The organism is Janibacter melonis (genome assembly GCF_003721155.3).
Taxonomy (GTDB): Bacteria; Actinomycetota; Actinomycetes; order Actinomycetales; family Dermatophilaceae; genus Marihabitans; species Marihabitans melonis.
In genome coordinates this window covers 2,028,726-2,044,241 of the sequence record NZ_CP044548.2, presented here as the reverse complement: position 1 = coordinate 2,044,241, position 15,516 = coordinate 2,028,726, and the positions used below count along the sequence as shown (strand labels likewise).

The 15,516-nt window shown below is 74.8% G+C and carries 19 protein-coding genes; 10 read left to right on the top strand and 9 right to left on the bottom strand.

The annotated features are described in order from the left end of the window. The first annotated feature begins 132 nt into the window (after positions 1–132). From EEW87_RS09695 to EEW87_RS09685, 3 genes are read left to right on the top strand one after another with little or no spacing between them, the layout of a single operon-like run. Positions 133–1,110 carry a glucosyl-3-phosphoglycerate synthase gene (locus EEW87_RS09695; protein ID WP_123093520.1) on the top strand — a complete coding sequence of 326 codons (978 nt, stop codon included), beginning with the start codon at positions 133–135 and terminating at the stop codon, positions 1,108–1,110. Next, the gene (gene folP / locus EEW87_RS09690) at positions 1,107–1,973 is read left to right on the top strand and encodes a dihydropteroate synthase (RefSeq protein ID WP_123093519.1); all 867 of its coding nucleotides are present in this window, start codon (positions 1,107–1,109) and stop codon (positions 1,971–1,973) included. The genes EEW87_RS09695 and folP overlap by 4 nt, the downstream gene beginning before the upstream one ends. Beyond that, entirely contained in the window at positions 1,970–2,680 is a 711-nt protein-coding gene (locus EEW87_RS09685) for a class III extradiol ring-cleavage dioxygenase family protein (protein ID WP_123093518.1), read from the top strand. Before folP ends, EEW87_RS09685 begins: the two co-directional genes overlap by 4 nt. Before the next feature lie 36 nt (positions 2,681–2,716). On the opposite strand, the gene EEW87_RS09680 is transcribed toward EEW87_RS09685, so the two are convergent. The 3 genes from EEW87_RS09680 to EEW87_RS09670 form a co-directional block, all read right to left on the bottom strand. Beyond that, positions 2,717–3,124, bottom strand: coding sequence for a GntR family transcriptional regulator (locus tag EEW87_RS09680; RefSeq protein ID WP_123093517.1), 408 nt, complete (start codon positions 3,122–3,124; stop codon positions 2,717–2,719). Beyond that, entirely contained in the window at positions 3,121–4,044 is a 924-nt protein-coding gene (locus EEW87_RS09675) for a hypothetical protein (protein ID WP_123093516.1), read from the bottom strand. Before EEW87_RS09675 ends, EEW87_RS09680 begins: the two co-directional genes overlap by 4 nt. A gap of 81 nt (positions 4,045–4,125) precedes the next feature. After that, positions 4,126–4,890, bottom strand: a complete 765-nt coding sequence (locus tag EEW87_RS09670) for an SDR family NAD(P)-dependent oxidoreductase (protein ID WP_123093592.1) — start codon at positions 4,888–4,890, stop codon at positions 4,126–4,128. Positions 4,891–4,967: 77 nt separating this feature from the next. Between EEW87_RS09670 and EEW87_RS09665 the strand changes: the two genes are divergently transcribed. Then, positions 4,968–5,915: an alpha/beta fold hydrolase gene (locus EEW87_RS09665; protein ID WP_148041624.1), complete on the top strand. Its 948-nt coding sequence runs from the start codon at positions 4,968–4,970 to the stop codon at positions 5,913–5,915. Between the two features lie 36 nt (positions 5,916–5,951). On the opposite strand, the gene EEW87_RS09660 is transcribed toward EEW87_RS09665, so the two are convergent. Then, positions 5,952–7,115 carry an acyl-CoA dehydrogenase family protein gene (locus EEW87_RS09660; RefSeq protein ID WP_123093514.1) on the bottom strand — a complete coding sequence of 388 codons (1,164 nt, stop codon included), beginning with the start codon at positions 7,113–7,115 and terminating at the stop codon, positions 5,952–5,954. A 61-nt stretch (positions 7,116–7,176) separates the two neighbouring features. On the opposite strand from EEW87_RS09660, the gene EEW87_RS09655 reads away from it, so the two are divergent. After that, positions 7,177–8,331, top strand: coding sequence for an LCP family protein (locus EEW87_RS09655; RefSeq protein WP_123093513.1), 1,155 nt, complete (start codon positions 7,177–7,179; stop codon positions 8,329–8,331). Between the two features lie 33 nt (positions 8,332–8,364). On the opposite strand, the gene EEW87_RS09650 is transcribed toward EEW87_RS09655, so the two are convergent. From EEW87_RS09650 to EEW87_RS09630, 5 genes are all read right to left on the bottom strand, one after another. Continuing rightward, positions 8,365–9,186, bottom strand: coding sequence for an SGNH/GDSL hydrolase family protein (locus EEW87_RS09650; RefSeq protein WP_123093512.1), 822 nt, complete (start codon positions 9,184–9,186; stop codon positions 8,365–8,367). Continuing rightward, the gene (locus tag EEW87_RS09645) at positions 9,183–9,857 is read right to left on the bottom strand and encodes a uracil-DNA glycosylase (protein WP_201467756.1); all 675 of its coding nucleotides are present in this window, start codon (positions 9,855–9,857) and stop codon (positions 9,183–9,185) included. Before EEW87_RS09645 ends, EEW87_RS09650 begins: the two co-directional genes overlap by 4 nt. A 47-nt stretch (positions 9,858–9,904) precedes the next feature. After that, entirely contained in the window at positions 9,905–10,318 is a 414-nt protein-coding gene (locus EEW87_RS09640) for an arsenate reductase ArsC (RefSeq protein ID WP_123093510.1), read from the bottom strand. Further along, positions 10,315–11,322, bottom strand: coding sequence for an ACR3 family arsenite efflux transporter (arsB, locus tag EEW87_RS09635; RefSeq protein WP_240341693.1), 1,008 nt, complete (start codon positions 11,320–11,322; stop codon positions 10,315–10,317). Before arsB ends, EEW87_RS09640 begins: the two co-directional genes overlap by 4 nt. An 83-nt stretch (positions 11,323–11,405) precedes the next feature. Then, the gene (locus tag EEW87_RS09630) at positions 11,406–11,873 is read right to left on the bottom strand and encodes an ArsI/CadI family heavy metal resistance metalloenzyme (RefSeq protein ID WP_123093814.1); all 468 of its coding nucleotides are present in this window, start codon (positions 11,871–11,873) and stop codon (positions 11,406–11,408) included. An 83-nt stretch (positions 11,874–11,956) separates the two neighbouring features. Between EEW87_RS09630 and EEW87_RS09625 the strand changes: the two genes are divergently transcribed. From EEW87_RS09625 to EEW87_RS09605, 5 genes are all read left to right on the top strand, one after another. Then, positions 11,957–12,316, top strand: coding sequence for an ArsR/SmtB family transcription factor (locus tag EEW87_RS09625; RefSeq protein WP_068269745.1), 360 nt, complete (start codon positions 11,957–11,959; stop codon positions 12,314–12,316). A gap of 46 nt (positions 12,317–12,362) precedes the next feature. Continuing rightward, positions 12,363–13,739: a pyridoxal phosphate-dependent decarboxylase family protein gene (locus EEW87_RS09620; protein WP_123093790.1), complete on the top strand. Its 1,377-nt coding sequence runs from the start codon at positions 12,363–12,365 to the stop codon at positions 13,737–13,739. Between the two features lie 132 nt (positions 13,740–13,871). Beyond that, complete coding sequence (locus tag EEW87_RS09615) at positions 13,872–14,162, top strand: DUF3263 domain-containing protein (RefSeq protein WP_068269737.1); 291 nt, start codon at positions 13,872–13,874, stop codon at positions 14,160–14,162. Positions 14,163–14,247: 85 nt separating this feature from the next. Beyond that, positions 14,248–14,700, top strand: coding sequence for a hypothetical protein (locus EEW87_RS09610; RefSeq protein ID WP_123093791.1), 453 nt, complete (start codon positions 14,248–14,250; stop codon positions 14,698–14,700). A 118-nt stretch (positions 14,701–14,818) separates the two neighbouring features. Next, on the top strand, positions 14,819–15,388 hold the full coding sequence (locus EEW87_RS09605) for a hypothetical protein (RefSeq protein ID WP_123093792.1): 570 nt from the start codon (positions 14,819–14,821) through the stop codon (positions 15,386–15,388). Positions 15,389–15,516: the final 128 nt, after the last annotated feature.

Below are 15,516 nucleotides of genomic sequence, written 5' to 3'. Positions count from 1 at the left end.
CCGCACCCTGACGGCTCCCCGGGAGATCTCCCGGGGAGCCGTCAGGCATCTCCCGGCGAAGGGGGAGGAGGCGTCGGCTAGCGTCGGCCCGGGGCGACCGCCGGGTCGCCCCGGCTGACGGACGGAGACGGCATGCGCGCGGAGACCCTCGCCTGGCTCGGCGCGCGCAGCTCGAGCCACGAGGACTGGCCGCTCGCCGATCTCGTCGCCCGCAAGGTCGCCGGCGGCACCCGGGTGAGCGTCGTCGTCCCCGCGAAGGACGAGGCCGCCACCGTGGCCGACGTCGTCGGGGGGATCCGCGCCGAGCTCGTCGAGCGGGCCGCGCGCGACCACGGGCACCCGCTCGTCGACGAGCTCATCGTCGTCGACTCCGACTCCCGCGACGGCACCGCCGAGATCGCGCGGGCCGCGGGCGCGGTCGTCCACGCGAGCGCCGCGATCCGCCCCGACCTCGGCACCCACCCCGGCAAGGGCGAGGCGCTGTGGAAGTCGCTCTTCGTCACCAGCGGCGACCTCCTCGTCTTCGTCGACGCCGACCTCCGGCTGTGGGGCACCCACTTCGTCACGGGGCTGCTCGGCCCGCTGCTCGCCCACCCGCAGACCCAGCTCGTCAAGGGCTACTACGACCGGGTGCTCGACCGCGAGGGCGAGGCCGCGAGCACCCAGGGCGGTCGGGTGACCGAGCTCGTCGCCCGGCCGCTTCTCGACCTGTGGTGGCCCGAGCTGGCCGGCGTCATCCAGCCGCTCGCGGGGGAGTGGGCGGCGCGCCGCGAGCTCATGAGCTCGCTCGCCGTGCCGACCGGCTACGGCGTCGAGATCGCGACCCTGCTCGACACCTACGCGCGGTACGGCCTCGACGCGATCGCCCAGGTCGACCTCGGCGTCCGCGCCCACGAGCACCAGCAGGACCACGACCTGGCCGTCATGGCCGCCGAGCTGCTCGCCGTCGCCCGCTCGCGGTGCGACGGCGACGCGGGGGCGCCGCGTGCCGCGGTCCTCCAGCAGCACACCCGGGCCGAGGGCTGGCGGGAGCGGCCGGTGCCGCTCGCCGCGCGGCCACCGGCCGCCGACGTGCCCGGGGCGACCCCGGGCGGAGGAGGACCCCGATGAGCCTGCGCCTGGGGCGGCGCACCTTCGCCGACACCGATCTGCTCGTCATGGCGATCGTCAACCGCACGCCCGACTCCTTCTACGACCGGGGGGCGACCTTCGCCGACGACACGGCGATGGCCCGGGTCGACGCCGTCGTCGCGCAGGGCGCCGACCTCGTCGACATCGGCGGGGTCAAGGCGGCGCCGGGCGGTGAGGTGTCGGTCGCCGAGGAGGTCGACCGGGTCGTCGGCTTCGTCGCCGCCGTGCGCGAGCGCCACCCCGACCTCGTCATCAGCGTCGACACGTGGCGCCACGAGGTCGCCCGTGAGGTGTGCGCCGTCGGTGCCGACGTGCTCAACGACGCCTGGGGCGGGGTCGACCCGCGGCTGCTCGACGTCGCCGCCGAGCACGGCGCGGCGGTCGTCTGCACGCACACGGGTGGTGCCGCCGTGCGCACCCGTCCCTTCCGCACCGGCTACGACGGCGACGTCGTGCAGCACGTCCTCGACGGCGTCCTCGACTACGCCCGCCGCGCGGTGGCCGCGGGCGTCCACCGCGAGTCGGTGCTCGTCGACCCGGCGCACGACTTCGGCAAGAACACCCACCACACGCTCGAGGTGACCCGCCGCCTCGACGAGATGGTCGAGACCGGGTGGCCCGTCCTGGTCTCGCTGTCGAACAAGGACTTCGTCGGCGAGACCCTCGACCGGCCTGTCGACGAGCGGGTCGTCGGCACGCTCGCGACGACCGCGGTCTCTGCCTGGCTCGGTGCGCGCGTCTACCGGGTGCACGAGGTCGCCGAGACGCGTCAGGTCCTCGACATGGTCGCGACCCTCCGCGGCGAGCGCCCGCCGGCCCGCACGGTGCGAGGTCTGGCATGAGCCTCGTCGCCGCGGTCGTCGTCCCCGCCGCCCCCGCCCTGCTGCCCGGTCTCGGCGGCTCCGCCGACCCGCTCGGCCCCCTTCGCTCGACCGCCCGCGACGCGGTCGCCCGGGCCCTCGCCGCGGCGCCGGGTGCACGGGTCGTCGTCGTCGCGTCCGCGACCCATCGAGAAGGGGGAGCCGCCCGTCGGCCGGTGCGCCAGGAGTGGCCGCTCGACGCGCCGTCCGGGGCGCCCCGGTACACGCACGGCCGCGTCATGCCCGACGCCCTGCCGACGGGGCTGGAGATCGGGCGCGAGCTGCTCGACGGGCTCGGCGCAGACGAGCGGGTGCGTCTGATCAGCGTGGCCGACGACGCGGCCCCGGCGGAGTGCGCGACCCTCGGCGCCCGGCTCGTCGGGGACGCCCCGACGGTGCTCGTCGTCGTCGGCGACGGCTCCGCGACCCGGACCCTCAAGGCCCCGGGTCACCTCGACGAGCGCAGCGAGGCCTTCGACGCGGAGCTCTCACGGGCGCTGGCAGCCGTCGACGGCCCCGCCCTGCTCGCCGTCGACCCGCACCTCGCGGACGCCCTGTGGTGCCGCGGCCGCCCCGCCCTGCAGGTCCTCGGCGGCGCCGCCGACGCGACCGTGCTGCGCGGCGACGTCGTGCTCGACGAGGCGCCGTACGGCGTCGGCTACCTCGTCGCGACCTGGCTCCCGCGCTGACGCGCTACGGCGCAGAACTGGTCGCGATCGCGACCACTACTGCGCCGTAGCGCGGGCCGATGCGGGGCCGGGCTCGTCGCGCAGGGCGGCGAAGGCGTCGTCCACGGCTGCTCGTGCCTGGTGCGGTGTCACCCCGAGGGCGGCGATCTCGGCGACGAAGACTGCGGCCGAGCGTCGTAGGCGCGCCTCCGCTCCGCCGCTCACCGGGTGCCAGGCCCGGGTGCCCCCGCCGCGGCGCGTCTGCACCAGCCCGGCGGCCTCCAGCTCCTTGTAGGCGCGGGCCACCGTGCCGGTCGCCAGACCGAGGTCGCCGGCGAGCTGGCGGACGGATGGCAAGCGCTCGTCGTGCGGGATCTGACCGGTCTCGATGAGGGCCGCGAGCTGGCGACGGACCTGCTCGAAGGGAGGGGTGGGGTCCGCGACGTCGACGCTCACCTCGCTCATCGGCCGGCCACCTCTCTCGGCTGCGTGGTGGGCATCGCGACGAGGGCCGGTCGGACGAGCAGGCTGCTCGCCGCCCAGGCCGTGCCGAAGCACGCGGCGAGAGCGAGGGCCCCGCACAGCAGCGCCAGTGCGCCGTAGCCCGTCGGCCGGCAGCTCGCCCCCGCCAGGCCGGCGGTCATGAGGAGCAGGACCGGCACGAGGGTCACGCAGGACGCGAGCGTCAGGCCGAGGAGGACGTCTCGTGCCGACCAACGTCGCATCGCGGCGTCGAGGGCGCGGTCCTGCGAGACCACCGGCCGCCGCGCCACGACGACGAGCGTGACCGCGGCGAGCAGGGCTGCCAGGGTGAGCGCTGCGGCGACGGGGAGGGCGTAGAACGACCCGGGCCAGGGCCCGCGCAGGTGCGAGACCTCCAGCCCCGAGGCATCGACGCACCGGGTCGCGAGCGCGCGACCGGCCCGTCCGAGGTCGTCCGCGTCGCCCAGGGCGGTCCCGAGGGCGAGAGTCGCCGCGACGGCCCCCAGCGCCACGGCGGCGGTCCGGGCATGCGCCCGAGGGAGCACCTCGAGCACCGAGCGCGGCGCGAGGCTCGCCGTGCGGACCCGGGTCGCGGCCCGGCGCACCGTGAGCTCCGCGAGGCAGCAGCCGGCGAGGAAGACCAGTGCGGCGAGGGCGGGCCCGGCCGAGGCGACCTGACCGGGGCCGCCCAGGCCGCCGCCGGCACCGGAGGTCACGGCGACACCGGTGACCGCGGCCGCGACGAGCGCCCCGAGACGCAGGAGCACGAGCCGGCGGTGGGTCCGCGCGACCTCGTCGTGAGCCTCGGGCGGCACGACGAGGGACTGGCGCCGCAGGACGGCCACGACGACCCCGGCGACGAGCGCCAGCAGGGCGAGGGGGAGGACGAGCAGACCGGCCATGACCACTCCTTGTATCAAGCGAATATGACAAGCAGAGGATCCACCCGTCGGTCACCTTGTGTCAAGGAGACAGGACAAATGTCAGCGCGGGGGCATCCGCAGCGCGCCGTCGAGGCGGATGACCTCGCCGTTGAGCATCGAGTTGTCGACGACGTGGGCGACGAGCTTCGCGTACTCCGCCGGCTGGCCGAGGCGCGAGGGGTGCGGCACCTGCGCCTCGAGGACGGCCGTCGCCTCGGCGGGCAGGCCCGCGAGCATCGGGGTGGCGAAGGTCCCCGGCGCGATCGTCGTGACGCGGACGGCCTTGTCGGCCAGGTCGCGGGCCGCGGAGAGCGTGAGCCCGACGACGCCCCCCTTCGAGGAGGCGTAGGCGGCCTGGCCGACCTGGCCGTCGTAGGCGGCGATGGAGGCGGTCATGACGACGACGCCCCGGTCGCCGTCGACCGGCTCGAGCTCGGCCATCGCGGCGGCGGCGAGGCGCAGGACGTTGAAGGTGCCGACGAGGTTGACCTCGATCACCTGGCGGAAGGTCTCGAGGGCGAGCGGGCCCTTGCGGCCGACGACCCGGCCGGGCGTGCCGATCCCGGCGCAGGTGACCGCGATGCGCAGCTCGCCGAGCTCGGAGGCGGCCGCGACGGCGGCGAGGACCTGGTCCTCGTCGCGCACGTCGGTGGCGACGAAGCGGGCTCGCTCCCCGAGCTCGGCGGCGAGCTGCTCGCCGGGGCTCGAGGCGAGATCGGCGATGACGACGGCGGCCCCCAGGTCGTTGAGGTGGCGGGTCGTGGCCTCGCCGAGGCCCGAGGCCCCGCCGGTGACCAGGGCGACGGTGGTGTCCGTGATGCGCATGGCCGCGAGCATAGTGAGCCAGACGACCTCCACCCCGCTGGCCGGACCCGGGGGCTCGCGGGAGAGACTCTGTGCTCATGACCCCTGCTGAGCGCACGCCCCTCGAGGCCGCCGTCGACCGCTGGGGCGGCCGGCTCGAGACCGTCGACCTCGACGGCGACGCGCACATGGCCGTCTTCGCCGGTCCGGAGGGGGCGAGCGCCACCCCGGCCGTCCTCGTGCACGGGCTCGGGGGGCACGTGACGAACTGGGTCCTGCTCGCCGACGAGCTGCGCCGCGAGCGCGACGTCTACGCCGTCGACCTCGGCGGTCACGGGCTGACCCGCGCCGACGTGCACGCGCCGAGCGTCGGGTCCAACGCCCAGCTCGTACGCCGCTTCGTCGACGAGGTCGTCCTGCCGCGCACCGGCGCCGACGAGGTGCTCCTCGTCGGCAACTCGATGGGCGGGCTCGTCGTCACCCTCGTCGCCTCGCGGGACGAGCGCGGGATCGCCGGGGTCGTCCTGCTCAACCCGGCGCTGCCGGCGCCGCGCAGCCGTCCCCACGTGCAGGCGCGCACCCTCGCCACCCTCGTGCGGCCCGCCCTGAGCCGCGCGGTGCGCACGCGCCGCGGCACTCCGATCACCCTCGAGGAGGAGGTCGAGCGCTCGCTGCGGATGTGCGTCGGCGACTGGAGCCGGATGGACCGCGACGCCCTCGACGCCCATGTCGTGATGGCGCGCAGCCAGCACGGCTTCACCGAGCTGGCCCGCGCGCAGACCGAGGCGGGGCGCACGATGATCGCCGCCCTCGGGCGTCACCGCGTCGTCGCCGAGCGGCTGCGCCGGATGTCGGTGCCGGTGCTCCTCGTGCACGGCACCGAGGACCGGCTCGTCGACGTCTCAGCAGCCCGCTGGGCGGCGAAGGTCGCCACGGACATCACCTACGAGGAGCTCAGCGGTGTCGGCCACGTGCCGATGCTCGAGATCCCGGCCGAGACCGCCGAGATCGTGCGGCGCTGGGAGCGCGAGCACGTCGAGCGCTGACCGGCTCGCCGGCCGGTGCCTGCGCCGGCGCGCGCCTCAGCGCACCGAGCGCAGCAGGTCCCGCGAGATGACGAGACGCTGGATCTGGTTGGTCCCCTCGAAGATCTGCGTCACCTTCGCCTCGCGGAAGTAGCGCTCGACGGGGAAGTCAGCGGTGTAGCCGGCGCCGCCGAGCACCTGGATCGCGTCGGTCGTCACGCGCATCGCGGCGTCGGTCGCGACGAGCTTGGCCACCGCGGCCTGGCGGCCGAAGGCGCGCCCGGCGTCGCGCAGCCGCGCGGCGTGGAGGTAGGTCGCCCGGGCCGAGGTGACCGCGGCCTCCATGTCGGCGAGGAGGAAGGCCAGGCCCTGGTTGTCGGCGATGCTCCGCCCGAACTGCTGGCGCTCGGCCGCGTACCGGGCGGCGGCGTCGAGGGCGCCCTGGGCCAGACCGGTCGAGGCGGCGGCGATGCCGAGGCGGCCGGCGTCGAGGGCGGACAGGGCGATCGTCATGCCCTGGCCGATCTCGCCCACCCGGTGGTCGTCGGCGACCGGCACGTCCTCGTAGTAGACCTCGCGCACGGTGTCGCCGTGCAGGCCCATCTTGCGCTCGGGGGTGCCGAAGGTCAGGCCGGGCGCGTCCGCGGGCACGACGAAGCACGTGATGCCCCGGCCGCCGTCGTCGCTCGTCCGGGCGAAGGTCGTGTAGAAGTCGGCGTGCCCGGCGTGGCTGATCCACGCCTTGCGGCCCCGGACGACCCAGCCGTCGTCGGTGCGCGTCGCCCGGGTCGTCATCGAGCCGACGTCGGAGCCGGCGAGGGGCTCGGAGAGCGCGTAGGCGCCGAGCTGAGTACCGGAGAGCATCTCCGGGAGCATCCGCTGCTGCTGCTCCGGGGTGCCGAAGGCCGCCACCGGGTAGCAGGTGAGCCCGTGCACGGAGGTGCCGACGGCCACCGACATCCACACCGAGGCGATCTCCTCGACGACCTGGAGGTAGACCTCGTAGGCCTGACCACCGCCGCCGAGCTCTTCCGGGTAGGGCAGCGAGAGCAGACCGGCCTCGCCGAGCTCGGCGAAGATCTCGCGCGGGAAGACCTCACCACCCTCGGCGGCGCGCTCGGTCTCGTCGACGGCCGGGCGCAGCACCCGGTCGCAGATCGTGCGGGTCATCTCGATGAGGTCGTCACCGATCTCCGTGGGCATGAGCCGGGTTGCGGGCATGTCTCGCAGCGTAGACGAGCGAGCCTCGAGACCACCGAGCCCCGTGTGGTGCCATGGGGGCGTGCGCACCTCAGCCCTGCCCGTGACGCTCACCGCCGCGGTGAGCGCCCTCGCCCTCGCCGCCTGCACCGGCTCCGCCGACGAGCCGGCGTCCGACCCGGCAGCCCCGGCGACGTCGGCCGCCCCGTCGTCGACCACCTCGTCGTCCCCGGCCACCGCGGCCGCGACGGCCACCTCCCGGATCTCCGGCGCCCCGGCGGGCCTGCGTGACGTCGTCACCGCCCGCTACGGCTCGGCCGTGACCGGCTCGGCGGAGCGCGGCCGCTGGCGCGGTGACGACGTCGCCGTGGTCACCGGCAGCGGCGACCAGGACGGCGACGTCACCCTCGCCGTGCGCCCGAGGGGACGCCAGGGCTGGAAGGTCGTCGGCGGCTGGTGGCCCTCGCTCGGCCCGACGAAGGGCAAGGCGCAGCTCGGCGGCCGTGGGCACGTCCTGCTCATCGGCTCGGACGCCCGCCCGGGCGAGGACCCCGCCCGCACCCGGGCCGACGCCCTCCAGCTGCTCGGCGTCGACGGCACCGGCGGCGCCGGTCTCATGGGCTTCGCGCGCGACCTGTGGGTCCCGATCCCCGGTCACGGCGAGGGCAAGCTCAACTCCGCCCTCGTCTACGGCGGCCCGCAGGGCCAGGTCGACACGGTGCGCCGCCTCACCGGCATCACCCCCACCGGCTACGTGCTCACCGGCTTCGAGGGGTTCGAGGGCGTCGTCGACGACCTCGGCGGGCTGAGCTTCCGCGCGCCCTTCAGCATGGACAGCCATCTCACCGGCGGGCAGATCGACAAGGGCGCACGCCGGCTCAGCGGCCGTCAGGCGCTCGCGTGGTCGCGCGAGCGCAAGAGCCTGCCCGGCGGTGACTTCGACCGCTCGCGCAACCAGGGGCTGCTCCTCGCGGCGGCCGCGCTCCAGGCCCGTCTCGCCGGCCCCTCCGCGCTGCCCCGCGCGCTCACCGTCGTGGACCGGCACACCGAGTCCGACCTCACCGGCGAGGAGATGCTCCTCTTCGCGGCCTCCTTCTACCGGGTCGACCCGGGACAGGTGGGCCGAGCCGTGGCGAAGGGGCCGACCGGCACCGCCGCCGGCCAGTCCGTCGTGCGCCTCGACGACGCCTCCCGGGCCGCCTTCCGCGACTTCCGCGACGGGCGCATCAGCGGCTGACGAGCCGTCCCGGGTGCCCGCGACGGTGGGACCTCAGCCGCCGAAGGGCAGCTCGCCCGGCCGCAGCGGCGCCAGCTCGGGCCGCTTCGCGTCGAGCGCGTCCCCGGACGACCGGCCGGTGAGCCGACGGTGGACCCAGGGCCCGGCGTACTCCCTGGCCCACCGGCTGCTCTCGGCGAGACGCTCCCGGCGCGGCGCCAGGGCTGCCGGCGGCAGCGGGGCGTCCCACGCGCCGCGGTCGGTCTCGACGCCGAGCGCGTCGAGGGCGGCGAGCGCGACCCGACGGTGGCCCTCCGGGGAGAGGTGGATGCGGTCCTGCGACCACATCCGCCAGTCGCGCAGCGAGCGCATCGTCCACAGGTTGAGCACGTGGGCGCCGTGCCGCTGGGCGATGGAGAAGAGGTTGGCCGTGTGCACCGCGTGCCGGGGGCGAAGGGAGGCCAGCAGCCCCGCCTTCGCCGGGTCGGTCGGGGTCGCGAGGAGCACGTCGGCGCCGGTCGCGCGGATCCGGACGACGGCGGCCTCGAGCCGGTCGGCGATCGCGTCGAGGTCGACGCTCGGCCGCAGGATGTCGTTGCCACCGCCGACGAGGGAGACGAGGTCGGCCCCCATCGGCAGCGCGAGCTCGAGCTGGCGGCCCACGACGTCGTCGAGCTTGCGCCCCCGGACGGCGAGGTTCGCGTAGCGGAAGGGCTGGTCCGCGTCGCCGGCCGCGTCCTCGTGCCGCTGGGCGAGCGCGTCGGCGAGCCGGTCGGCCCAGCCGAGGTACGAGCCCTCGACCCGGGGGTCCGGGTCGGACATCCCCTCGCTGAAGGAGTCGCCGATCGCGACGTAGCTGGACCAGGTGCGGGTCATGGGAGCCTCCAGTCGACCGGCTGCGCGCCCTGGCGGGTGAGCAGCTCGTCGGTGCGCGAGAAGGGACGGGAGCCGAAGAAGCCGTTCCGGGCGGACAGCGGCGAGGGGTGGGCGGACTCGACGACCGGGACGTCACCGAGGGCGGGGGCGAGGGAGCGGGCGCCGCGGCCCCACAGGATCGCGACGAGCGGACCGCCGCGGGCGGCGAGGACCTCGATGGCGCGGTCGGTGACCTCCTCCCACCCCTTGCCCTGGTGCGAGGCCGGGGCACCCGGTCGCACGGTGAGGGTGCGGTTGAGCAGCATGACGCCCTGCTCGGTCCACGGGGTGAGGTCGCCGGTGCTCGGCATCGGCACCCCGAGGTCGTCGACGAGCTCGCGATAGATGTTGCCCAGGCTGCGCGGCACGGGGCTGACGTCCGGCGCGACGGCGAAGGACAGCCCGATCGCGTGCCCGGGGGTCGGGTAGGGGTCCTGGCCGACGACGAGGACGCGGACGTCCTCGAGCGGGATGGTGAAGGCGCGCAGGACGTGCTCGCCGCTCGGCAGGTAGCCGCGGCCGGCCTCGACCTCGGCTCTCAGGAAGTCGCCGAGCGCGGCGATGGTGCCCGCCACCGGCTCCAGGGCCTGCGCCCACGACGGGTGGACGAGGTCGGCGAGGTCGCGGGGCACGAGCGCCAACCTAACCCCGGCGAAGGGGATGGCACCCCGCCGGGTGGTCAGGCCCGGTCGACGCCGAGCGAGTCGAGCAGGGCGACGACCCGGTCGCGGATGGCGTCGCGGATCGGGCGCACGGCCTCGACCCCCTGACCGGCGGGGTCGTCGAGCGGCCAGTCCTCGTAGCGCGTGCCGGGGAAGACCGGGCAGGCGTCGCCGCAGCCCATGGTGACGACGACGTCGCTGGAGCGGACCGTCTCGGGCGTGAGGACCTTCGGCTGCGCGGCGCTGATGTCGATGCCGACCTCGGCCATCGCATCGACGGCTGCGGGGTTGACCGCGTCGCCCGGCGCGGACCCGGCCGAGCGGACCTCGACGGCGCCACCGGCGAGGTGCGCGAGCCAGGCCTGGGCCATCTGCGAGCGCCCGGCGTTGTGGACGCAGACGAAGAGGACGGAGGGATGGGCGGCGGTCATCGGGTCTCCTGGGGTGACGGGGAGGCGGGCGTCCATCGGGGACGCCCGCGCAGGGCGAGCGAGACGTAGACCAGCCCGACGAGGACGGGGACCTCGATGAGCGGTCCGACGACCCCGGCCAGGGCCTGGCCGGAGGTGACGCCGAAGGTCGCGACGGCCACGGCGATGGCGAGCTCGAAGTTGTTGCCGGCGGCGGTGAAGGCGAGGGTCGTCGTGCGCTCGTAGCTCAGCCCGAGGCTGCTGCCGAGGAGGTACCCACCGCCCCACATGACGGCGAAGTAGACGAGCAGCGGCAGGGCGATCCGCGCGACGTCGAGGGGCCGGCTCGTGATCTGGTCGCCCTGGAGGGCGAAGAGCAGGACGATCGTGAAGAGCAGCCCGAGCAGGGCGAAGGGAGAGATCCGCGGCAGGAAGGTGCCCTCGTACCAGGCGCGGCCGCGCACCCCTTCGCCGATCCGGCGCGAGAGGTAGCCGGCGAGCAGCGGCACCCCGAGGAAGACCAGGACCGAGACGGCGATCTGCCCGAAGGAGACGTCGAGGGCGGCCTGCTCGAGGCCGAGCCAGCCCGGCAGGACGGTGAGGTAGAACCAGCCGAGGGCGGCGAAGGCGAGGACCTGGAAGAGCGAGTTGAGCGCGACGAGCACGGCGGCGGCCTCGCGGTCACCGCAGGCGAGGTCGTTCCAGATGATGACCATGGCGATGCAGCGGGCCAGCCCGACGATCACGAGGCCGGTGCGGTACTCGGGCAGGTCGGGCAGGAAGACCCAGGCGAGGGCGAACATCAGCGCCGGGCCGAGGACCCAGTTGAGGACCAGGGAGCCGGCCATGAGGCGGCGGTCGGAGGTGACGGTGCCGAGGCGGTCGTAGCGGACCTTGGCCAGCGGCGGGTACATCATGACGAGCAGCCCGATCGCGATGGGCAGCGAGATGCCGTGCAGCTGCACCGCGTCGAGCGCCGGGCCCAGGCCGGGGATCGTGCGGCCCAGGGCCAGGCCGAGGACCATCGCGACCCCGATCCACACCGGCAGGAAGCGGTCGAGCGTGGACAGGCGGCCGGTGACGTCCGCGGGTGCGTCGTGGGTGGTCGTCACGCGTCGGCACCCGCGGGGGCGCAGCAGGGCGAAGGGGAGCCGAGCACCGGCAGCGACGCGGTGGCCGGGCGGGCGTCGGCCGGGTCCTCGTCCTTGACGACGTAGACCTCCCACGGCGCGCCGGCGGGGTCGTGGACCCACACCTTGTCCTGCAGGGCGTAGCAGCACGTCGTGTCGTCCTCGTCGAAGGTCGCCAGCCCGGCGTCGGCCAGACGGGTCCGCGCCGCGGTGACCTCCTCGCCGGAGCCGACCTCGACGCCGAGGTGGTTGAGGGCCCCCTTCGCCCCGGTGCCGCGCGTGGCCTCGTCGCTCTGGATGAGCACGAGCTTCAGCGGCGGCTCGGCGATCGCGAAGTTCGCGTACCCCGGGCGGCGCTTGTGGGGCTCGACGCCGAAGAGGGTGGAGTAGAAGGCGACGGACGCCTCGAGGTCGACGACGTCGAGGGCGAGCTGCACACGGCTCATGGCGGGTCCTCCCGGTCAGATATCGACGGGTGTCGATATGCCAGACCCTGGCACCGCATATCGACGTATGTCAATATGGAGGCATGACCGCCCCCACCGCCGACGGACGCCCGCTGCTGGCCCAGGCCGTCGAGCGGTGCTGCGCCGCCGAGGGCAGTGCGCCGATCACCCGCGAGGACGCCGAGGTCGTCGCCCGCCTGCTCAAGGCCGTGGCGGACCCCGTGCGCCTGCAGATCCTCGGCGTCGTGCGCTGCTCGCCGCAGCAGGAGGTCTGCGCGTGCGACCTGCCCGCACCGCTCGGGCTGGCCCAGCCCACCGTGAGCCACCACCTCAAGGTCCTCGTCGACGCCGGCCTGCTCACCCGCGAGCGGCGCGGCCAGTGGGCGTGGTTCACCCTCGTGCCCGAGCGGCTCGCGCTCGTGCGCCGCGCCCTCGAGGTCTGAGCGGGACGGGCGACGTCGGGGCCGCCGTGCTCGTAGAGTGCGCCCCATGCATGGCCAGACTGACGCGACCATCGAGCGGCTGGGCCGCCAGGTCCTCGAGTACGCCGAGGGGCGGCTCAAGCTCGACCCGGTGCCGCTCGACTACACGCTGACCCCCGAGGAGCTCCTCGACCGGGCCGGCCAGACGGTGACCCCCGACGGGCTCGGTGGCGAGCGGGCGATGGACATCTTCGCCGAGGTCCTCGCCCCGGCCTGCCTGTCGGTCGACCACCCCCGCTACCTCTCCTTCATCCCGTGCGCGCCGAGCGACGCGGCGGCGATGTTCGACCTCGTCGTCGGCGCCTCCTCGGTCTACGCCGGGTCCTGGCTCGAGGGCTCCGGCGCGGTCTTCGCCGAGAACCAGGCGCTGCGCTGGATCGCCGACCTCGCCGGTCTGCCCCCGCAGGCGGGCGGCGCCTTCGTGCCCGGCGGCACGATCGGCAACCTCTCCGCGCTCGTCGCGGCGCGCCACAGCGCGCGGGCCCGGGCCGCGAGCGCGACCGCCGAGGGCTCTCCGACGCTGCGCCCGTGGCGGGTCGCGGCGACCGCCGGCGCGCACTCCTCGATCCAGTCGGCGTGCGACGTCATGGACGCGGAGCTCGTCACCGTCGAGCCCGACGCCGACCTGCGGCTCACCGGTCCCGCCCTGCGCGAGGTCCTCGAGCGCGAGGGGCCCGAGAGCTTCTTCGCCGTCGTCGCCACGGCCGGCACGACGAACTTCGGGGTCGTCGACGACCTCGAGGCCGTCGCCCAGGTCTGCGCCGACCTCGGCATCTGGTTCCACGTCGACGGGGCGTACGGCGGCGCCGGTCTCGCGGCCCCGAGCGTGCGCCACCTCTTCGCCGGTGTCGAGCGGGCCGACTCCTTCATCGTCGACCCCCACAAGTGGCTCTTCGCCCCCTTCGACTGCTGCGCGCTGCTCTACCGCGACCCGCTCCTCGCCCGGGCCGCGCACACCCAGAAGGCCGGGTACCTCGACGTCCTCACGGAGGCGCCGGACTGGAACCCCACCGACTACTCCGTCGGGCTCACCCGGCGCGCTCGCGGGCTGCCGCTGTGGTTCAGCCTCGCGACGCACGGCACCCGGGCGTACACCGACGCCGTCGAGCGCACGCTCGAGGTGGCCCGGCACGCCGAGCGCGAGATCGCCGCCCGCCCCGAGCTCGAGCTCGTGCGGCACCGCGACCTGTCGGTCGTCGTCTTCCGTCGTCTGGGCTGGCAGCCGGCCGACTACCAGGCGTGGTCGGACCGGATGCTCGGCGAGGAGTTCGCCTTCGTCGTCCCGACGACCCATGCCGGCGAGACCCTCGCCCGCTTCGCGATCGTCAACCCGCAGACGACGGAGGGCGACATCGACGCCATCCTCGACACGATGCGCGAGTGACCGCAGGGGCTCGTGGGACGGCTGAGCACGTGTGCTGAGACGGTGTCCAGCCGCCACGCCGCACGAATGACATCCGTGTCATTCGCGCGATAGGCTGCGCGGGCAGTCCCCGCCGTCCACGAGAGGTCACCCGTGACACCCGCCTCCCAGCAGCAGACGCAGAGCCCGTCGGCGCAGCTGAGCGACCGCGACCGCGAGATCCTCGCCTTCGAGCGCCAGTGGTGGACCTACCAGGGCGCGAAGGAGCAGATGATCAAGGAGCTCTTCGACATGAGCTCCACGCGCTACTACCAGGTGCTCAACGCGCTCATCAACAACCCGGCGGCGCTCGCCGAGGACCCGATGCTCGTCAAGCGGCTGCGGCGCATGCGCCAGGCCCGCCAGCGCAGCCGCAGCGCGCGCCGGCTCGGCTTCGACGCCTGAGCCGACCACCGGCGGTGAGCGACGACGGGGGACCCACGGGTCCCCCTTCGTGCTGCCCGGCCCGTGCGTGCGGCAGGGTGGGGGCATGAGCGAGCTGGACTGGAGCACGACGCAGGGCCTCGCGGCGATCAAGGAGCACCTCGCCGGCGAGATCGACGGCTGGCGCGAGCCGGCGACCTTCGCGGTCGCGCTCAGCCCCGCGACCTCGGACCCCGAGTGGGAGATCGGCCACCTCAACCCCGTCGGCGGGCGTCACGGCCTGGCCGCCGTCGTCCTCGCGACGGTCATCGGGCACGACGGCTCGACGGCCACCGTGCCGCTGACGACCGCTCACCTCGACGCCGCGATCACCTCGCTCGAGCCGGCGCAGGCCTGCACCGAGGTCGAGCACCCGAACCTCGCCGACTGGCGCCGGGTGCGTGCCGAGCTCGAGGGCAACCCCGGGCGCGAGGTCGTCGCCGTCTTCGTCGCCGACCTCGCCGACCCCGTGACGAGCGAGGCCGACGGCGAGATGCGGGCGGCGCTCGAGCGCACCTGAGGCCACCCGCGCCGGCCGTCGCGCCGTGACGGACTCGTGACCAACCGGTCCTCGACCTGCCGCGTCCTGGTCTACGAGGGAGCGAGACACGCTCTCCGACCAGACAGGGGACCAGATCATGAAGACACAGCTCGCCGCCATCGCCGTCGGCGTCACCGCTCTCACCGCCCTCCCGGCGGCCTCGGCCACCGCGCAGCAGCACGCCTCCGGTGAGGTCGTCGCCGAGCACGTGAGCGTGCAGACCGTCCTCGACGGTGCGATGGGCCCGGTCATCAAGGGCAACCAGCACCGCCTGCGCCTCGTCACCGACATCGAGGGGATGTCGGACCCCCGGCACGCCGCGAAGATCCAGTCCTACTACTGCCCCTCCGGCGCCCGGATCACGAACAGCTGGACCTCGAGCCGCTGCGTCTACCGGGGCACGACCTTCCTCACCTACGACCGCTCCGACTACCGCGTGAGCAGCACGATGCGCTCGGCGCGGGTCGTGGGGCTCGTCCAGACCGAGAAGACCTCGCTCGTCGCCGACCTCACGCTGCGCGCGTACGGCGACGAGGAGGTCGGGGGCTGGTACCCCGGGTCGGTCACCCGGTCGGTGGAGGCGACGGTCTCCGGAGAGCTGCAGGGCGCGACGGTCCGCTACGAGGAGCGCAAGGGCTCGGGCATCCACCGGCACGAGCGCGCCTGACCTGGACGCACGACGACGGGGTGGTCCGCAGGGGGCGGGCCGCCCCGTCGTCATGCACCGGGGCGCGTCTCGCGGGCCTCGACGGCGTTTGCACTCGACGGTCGAGAGTGCCAATATCGGCATTAGCA